At 67.7% G+C, this 6,549-nt stretch carries 5 protein-coding genes; 1 reads left to right on the forward strand and 4 read right to left on the reverse strand.

Annotation, left to right across the window (positions count from 1 at the left end; genetic code table 11):
* Positions 1–929 (reverse strand): VacJ family lipoprotein (locus KH616_RS19670; RefSeq protein ID WP_292249811.1); only part of this gene is annotated, 929 nt, incomplete at its 3' end.
* Entirely contained in the window at positions 926–3,556 is a 2,631-nt protein-coding gene (locus KH616_RS19675) for an MMPL family transporter (protein ID WP_292249815.1), read from the reverse strand. The genes KH616_RS19675 and KH616_RS19670, both read right to left, overlap by 4 nt.
* Before the next feature lie 387 nt (positions 3,557–3,943).
* Here KH616_RS19675 and KH616_RS19680 point away from each other — a divergent pair, with 387 nt between their 5' ends.
* A complete protein-coding gene (locus KH616_RS19680) occupies positions 3,944–4,540 on the forward strand; it encodes a phospholipid-binding protein MlaC (protein ID WP_292249812.1) in 597 nt (198 codons plus the stop codon).
* 65 nt (positions 4,541–4,605) lie between these two features.
* Here KH616_RS19680 and KH616_RS19685 read toward each other — a convergent pair whose 3' ends face one another.
* Positions 4,606–5,253 carry a response regulator transcription factor gene (locus KH616_RS19685; RefSeq protein ID WP_292249813.1) on the reverse strand — a complete coding sequence of 216 codons (648 nt, stop codon included), beginning with the start codon at positions 5,251–5,253 and terminating at the stop codon, positions 4,606–4,608.
* A 77-nt stretch (positions 5,254–5,330) separates the two neighbouring features.
* Positions 5,331–6,549 (reverse strand): cache domain-containing protein (locus KH616_RS19690; RefSeq protein ID WP_292249814.1); only part of this gene is annotated, 1,219 nt, incomplete at its 5' end.

The following is a 6,549-nucleotide window of genomic DNA, read 5'->3' on the forward strand; positions in this document are numbered from 1 at the left end:
TCGCTCGCGGCGCCGGAAGCGGCGGGCGTCGAGGGCACGGCGCTCGCCGGCGCGGCCTGCACCGAGGACGCTGCCGCCGGCGCCGACGCACCCGCAGGCGCGCCGGCCGGCGTCGCATTGTCGCCCTCCGCGCCCGGATCTTCGTATTGCGGCAAGCCCGGCGCGGCCGGCCCGTTGACCGGCGCGGATTCGCCGCCCGTATCGCCCTCTGCGTCCGGATCGCCGTAGTTCGGCAGCGCGCTCGGCGCGCTCTCGCTCTTGTAGGTCAGCGACTTGCGCTGCTGGAGGTAGGCGTCACGGACGAACGAATACTTGTCGAGCGCCGCCTGTTGCAGCAGGTCGGTCGCGCCGAGCAAGTCCGAACGCGCGCTGACGAACTGCACGCCGTACATCGGATTGCGCACCGCCGGCTCGATGTAGTTCAGCAGGTTGAAGCGCACGTCGACCGCGCGGCCGATGCCGTCGCGAACCGTGCTGGGCCCGAACACCGGCAGCACGATGTAGGGGCCGGCCGGCATGCCCCAGCGCGCCATCGTGAGCCCGAAGTCCTGGTGATGCTTCGGCAATCCGGCCGGCGTCGCGATGTCGATCAGGCCGCCGACACCGAACAGCGAGTTCATCGCGACCCGCATCAGATCCTGCGTCGCATCGGTGATGCGCAGCTGCAGCAGGTTGTTCGCGATGTTGCCGAGATCGCCGAGGTTCGAGAAGAAGTTGCTGACGGCCGTGCGTACCGGCGTCGGCGTGATCTTCTGATAGCCCTTTGCGATCGGGACGGCGATGTGCGTGTCGACCGTATCGTTGATCTTGAACACGGTACGGTTCATCGGCTCGAACGGGTCGGCCGGGTTGCGGTTGGGGCCGGTCGCGCAGCCGCTCAGCATTGCGCCGGCGGCGACGACCGCCGTAATGGTTCGCACCTTTTTCATTGCTTCCCTGCAATTGGTTTTTTCGCGCGCTTCACGCGCGGTTTGCCCATCAGCACCGGCTGGAACACCACGGCGCCGATCAGCGTGCACGTCAGCGCGAGCGCAAGCAGCTTGCCCATGCTGGACGTGCCCGGATGATGCGATAGCCAGAGACTGCCGAAGGCGGTGGCAGTCGTCGCGGCGCTGAACAGCACCGCATGCGTGAGGCTCGATTGGAGCAGACCGGTCTGCCCGGCCCGCCATGCCATCACGAAATACACCTTGAACGCGACGCCGACGCCGAGCATCAGCGGCAGCGCGATGATATTGGCGAAGTTGAGCGGCATGCCGAACACGACGCACAGCTCCAGCGTCACCAAGGCGGAGACGAGCAGCGGCACGAGCGTGCGCAGCACGTCGCCGAAGCGGCGCAGCGTGATCCACAGCAGGATCGTGATCGAGATGATCGACCACGCGGCCGCGTGCAGGAACGCCTTGATGATCGTGTCGGCCGAATGCAGGATCGAAATCGGGCCGCCGATCGCGCCGGGTTCCGCAGCCTTCACCGCTGTCGCGAAGCGGCGCAGCATCGTGTCGTCGTTCGGATCGACGCCGGCCGGAACCTTCGGCGAGATCTGCACCAGCGCATGGCCGTCCGGCGCGATCCAGTCGCGCACGAGCTGCGGCGGCAGCGTGCTGCGCGTGATGTCCTGCGGCTGGAGCAGCATGGCGAGCTGGCCGAGCGCGATTTGCAGCGTGCCGGAGAACGCGCGCTCGGCGCGGTCGCGCGTCGCGCTGTCGGCGGCGGCCAGCTTCGCGAGCGACGCCGACAGATGCTGGGCGGCCGCCGCACCCGGGCCGGGGTGATCCTCGGCGGCGTAGCTCAGCAGGTCCGACGTGCGCTTGAGCGCGGCGACGCGCTGCGCGTCCGTCGCAAGCGGCGCCGGCGGCTGCGTCAGCGCGGGCAGCAGTTCGTCCGCGGCGGCGGCGATCGACGCGCGCTTCTCGGGCTGGTCGTCCGGGATGAAGGTCGACAGTGTCGTCGTGCGGCTGACTTCGGGCAGCGCGTCGAGACGTTTGGCGGCGGTGTCGGCGTCGGCGAGCGACGGCGCGAGCAGCGTCACGTCGTTGACCGATGCCTCGGGCGAATCCTTCAGCGACAGCAGTGTCGCCATCGATTCGCTGTGCGTGTCCTTCAGGTGCAGTGGATTGAAGTCGAAACGCAGGAACATGAGGAGCGGCGAAGCGCCGACCACGACGAGCAGCGTGCCGATCAGGATCGGCTTGCGATGCTGTGCGAGGAAGTCGTCGACCGGTGCGAGCTTCGGGAAGCCCGGCGCGTCCGATTCGCCCGGCGGCGCGAACAGGCGCAGCAGCGCGGGGAGCAGCGTGAACGTCGTGAAGAGGGCGACGAACATGCCGACGCCGGCGATCAGGCCGAGCTCCGACACGCCGCGATACGCGGTCGGCAGGAACGAGAAGAAGCTCGCCGCGACGGCGGTGGTCGCCAGGGTAAGCGGCATGCCCATCGAGTGCGCGGCGCCGATCAGCGCGTGGTCGATGCGCGGATCGCGGAAGCGCTCCTCGCGGTATTTCACGCCGTACTGGATCGCGAAGTCGACGCCGAGGCCGACGAACAGCACCATGAACGCGACCGAGATCATGTTCAGCGAGCCGACCATCATCAGGCCGAGCGCCGCCGTGACGACGAGGCCGACGACCAGCGTGACCAGCACCGCGCCGATCATCCGTTTCGAGCGCAGCGCGAGCCACAGGATTCCGAGCACGAACAGGATCATGATGATCGTGTTGAGCGCGGCGCCGTCCTGCACGGACGCGAATTCCTCGTCGGCGAGCGGCTGCTCGCCGGTCAGGCGCACGACCGCGCCGAAGCGCTTCTGAAGGTCGAGCGCATGCGCGGTTTCGCGGATCGTCCGCGATGCCTGGTCGCCCGCTTTCAGCGAGCCGTAGTTGACGATCGGCTGCACGGTGACGAACGCACGCGCCGGCTGCCGGGCGGCGTCGTTGTCGACGAGCGCGCGCCACGAGAATGCGGCGGGCTTGCCGGCCAGCACGTCGTCGACGGTCGCGGCGCTGCGCGACAGCAGTTTCGCCATGGACGGCAGCTTCACCTGGCCAGTCATGAGCGGCTGGCCGAGCGTGGTCGACAGCGTGGTGGCAAGGCCGGTCAGGCTCGGATTTTTCGCGAGCTCGTTGACGAGCGGACGCGCGCTCGACAATTGCGCGGTGGTATTCGCGACATTCTGCGGCGAAAGGAACAGCAAGCCGTTGCGGTCGAAGAACGGACCGCTGCCTGGCTCGGCGACCTGGCCGATGCGGCCGGCCGCGGTCTGTTTCTCGAGTGCGTCCGTCAGCGCATGCGCGGCGGCCGTCGCGAATTCGGGCGCGGGCGCCTCGACGACCGCCAGAATCGTGCCGCTGCGCTGCGGGAACGCGTTGTCGATCGATTTCCCGAGCGCCGACCATTGCGGATCGGCATCGACGAGTTTGCTGATGTCCGTGCTGATCTTGAAGTGCTGGACGACGTAGACGCCGCTCAGCCAAGCGACGGCGAACGACAGCAGGACGACCGCGATCGGGTGTCGAACCGACCACGCGACCAGTCGGACGGTAAAGGACGTTACCAAGAGACGGCGGAGAGAAGTCACCATGAGGCGCCGGGGTAGGATGCGAAAAGGCAAAGTGTCCAAGTATACCGGCGCCAAGGTGCAGCAGTCGCTCCGGAGAAAGCCTCTGCCAGGGAAGGAGATTTTCACGGCGGCACAGGAATCGGCGCGGGCGGCGCGTGCATCGTGCCGCGCCGAGTATGGTTCATCTCGCATGTGAGTGCACACTCACATGCGAGATGCGGGGGTTCGGGCGCCCGATCCGGTCCGATCCGTGATAACCCGGCGTCTGACAAAGGTAACAGTCGGTCACGGCATGCCTGTCGGGCGTCAGGCCCGGTATACTGGCCTCGGCCGCGCGGATTGCCGCGCCGCTCCTACCTCTCATTTACCGAGTGCGATATCCGTATGAAACGTCATCTGTTTGCTTTTCTCGCCGCGGCCACCGTGTCTGTCTCCGCTTTTGCGCAGAGCGCGCCGGTCGACGTGGTCAAGAATGCGGTCGAGGGCACCGTCACCGCGATGAAGGCGGATCCTGGCGCGCGCGGCGGCGATATGGCGAAGGTCACGCAGGTCGTGCAGGCGCATTTCCTGCCGGCGACGAACTTCGAGCGCACGACGCGTATCGCGCTCGGTGACGCCTGGAAGCAGGCAACGCCGCAACAGCAGCAGGAGCTGTACAAGCAGTTCAAGCTGCTGATGACGCGCACCTATGCCGCGTCGCTCGCGCAGCTCGGCAGCCAGAATGCGAAGTTCTCGTTCAAGGCGGGCAGCGCGTCGGGCAACGATGCGCTCGTGCAGTCGACGGTGACGACGCCGGGCGACAGCCAGTCGGTCGGCTATCGGCTCGGCAAGGTCGGCGGCGACTGGAAGATCTACGACATCGACATGTCGGGCGCGTGGCTGATCGAGGTCTATCAGGGGCAGTTCAAGAGCCAGCTCGCGCAAGGCGGCATCGACGGCCTGATCGCGTTCCTGCAGAAGCACAACGCGCGCACGAACTGACCGCCGCGGCGGGATGCGATGCAAAAAAGGGTGCGATGCACCCTTTTTTGTTGCCCGCGGCGCGTTCAGCGCCGCCGATGCTCGACCGCGAACTTGATCATCTCGGCCTGTCCTTCGATGCCGAGCTTGCGTTTCAGGTTGAGCCGATGCGTCTCGACGGTGCGCACCGACAGCCCGGTCTGCTGCGCAATCTGCTTGCTCGACAGCCCTTCGGCGAGCGCATCGAGTATGTCGCGCTCGCGTGGCGTCAGCCGTTCGAGCGGCGACGCCGCCGCACTTGCCTGGATCATCCGCGCGGCCAGTCCCTCGCTGAAGAACGTGTGGCCGGCGAGTACCGCGCCGATCGCGCGCACGATCTCGCTCGCGGGCGAATCCTTCAGCAGATATCCGCTCGCGCCCGCGCGCACCGCCTGTGTCACGTATTCGATGTTGTCGTGCATCGACAGCATCAGCACGCGGATGCCCGGAAAGCGCTCGTGGAAGACGCCGGCGAGCGCGATGCCGTTCATCCCGGTCATGCCGACGTCCATCAGCGCGAGATCCGGTTCGAGCATTTGCGCGAGCGCGAGCGCCTCGTCGGCGTTGCCTGCCTCGCCGACGACGGAGAGATCCGCCGCTTCGAGACGCATCCGCAGGCCGTCGCGCACGAGCGGGTGATCGTCGACCAGCAGGAGCCGGGCGGCGGGCTTCGCGGCAGGTTCGTGAACGGTCATGAGAAATGGGTCTCCTGTCGATCGGATGTCGACCGGGCGCGGCGCGTTGGCGACGTGGCCGGTTCCATGCAACGCTGTCAGGCCGATGAGGTGAGCGGGACGCGCGCGGCGACCACCGTGTGGCCGACCTGCGACGTGATCGTCAGTGTGCCGCCGAGCGCGTCGAGGCGCTCGCGCATGTTGCGCAGTCCGATGCCGCCGCGCGCGTCGGTCTGGGTGCGCTCGGCGTCGAAGCCGCAGCCGTTGTCGGCGATCGTCAGCGTGACCGCGTGCGGCGCGACGTCGAGCGTGACGGCGGCGCGCGACGCCTGCGCATGACGCACGATGTTGCTGAGCGCTTCCTGCGCGATCCGGAACAGCGCGGTGTTGACGGCCGCGGGCAGCGGCCGCATGCCGCCGTCCGCGACCTGCGTATAACCGATCTCGATGCCGCTTTCCGTGCCGAGTTCGCGGACCAACTGATCGAGCGCGGCCGCGAGACCGAGGTCGTCGAGCATGGCCGGCCGCAGCGCATGCGAGATGCGCCGCACTTCGCGCAGCGTGTCGCCGAGCCGCACGACGCCGGACGCGAGCGCCTGCTCCGCCTCCGGCATGCGCACCGTGCCGCGCTCGAAGCGCGCGAGCGCCGATTCGAGCATCAGCTTCGCGGACACCATCATCTGGCTGATCCCGTCGTGCAGCTCGCGCGACAGCCGCGCGCGCTCCTGTTCCTGCGATTCGACGACGCGCTGGGCGAGCTGCTTGAGCTTCGCGTCGGCACTGCGCGATTCGCTGACATTCAGCACCAGCGCGCAGAGCGCGATGACCGCCGCACCCGCCAGCGCAATCGCGGTGAGCCAGCTCATCGTGCGATCGATATTCGCGGACGCGCGCGCGTCGATGCGGTGCAGCGCGCTGTCGACGTCGTCGAGATAGATGCCGGTGCCGATCATCCAGCCCCAGCGCTCGAGCGCGACGACGTAACCGAGCTTCGGTGCGAGGCGTCCGGTCGACGGGCGCTGCCAGACGTAGCGCACATAGCCGCCGCCGTGCGATGCGGCGGCGATCAGCTGCTGGATCGTCAGGCTGCCTTGCGGATCGCGCATCGACCAGTAATTGTGGCCGACGCGTTCGGGTTCGCGCGGATGCATCAGCGAATTGCCGCGCAGGTCGTAGACGAAGAAGTAGCCGTCGGGGCCGAATTCCATTTTCTGCAGCATCGCGAGCGCCTGCGTCTGCGCCAGCGCGTCGTCGCGCGCGTTGCGGCCGCTCGCGTCGTAGAGCGGCATGATCGTGCTCGTGGCGAGCTCGACGTAA

It is taken from the genome of Burkholderia sp. (assembly GCF_018375725.1).
Classification (GTDB): Bacteria; Pseudomonadota; Gammaproteobacteria; order Burkholderiales; family Burkholderiaceae; genus Burkholderia.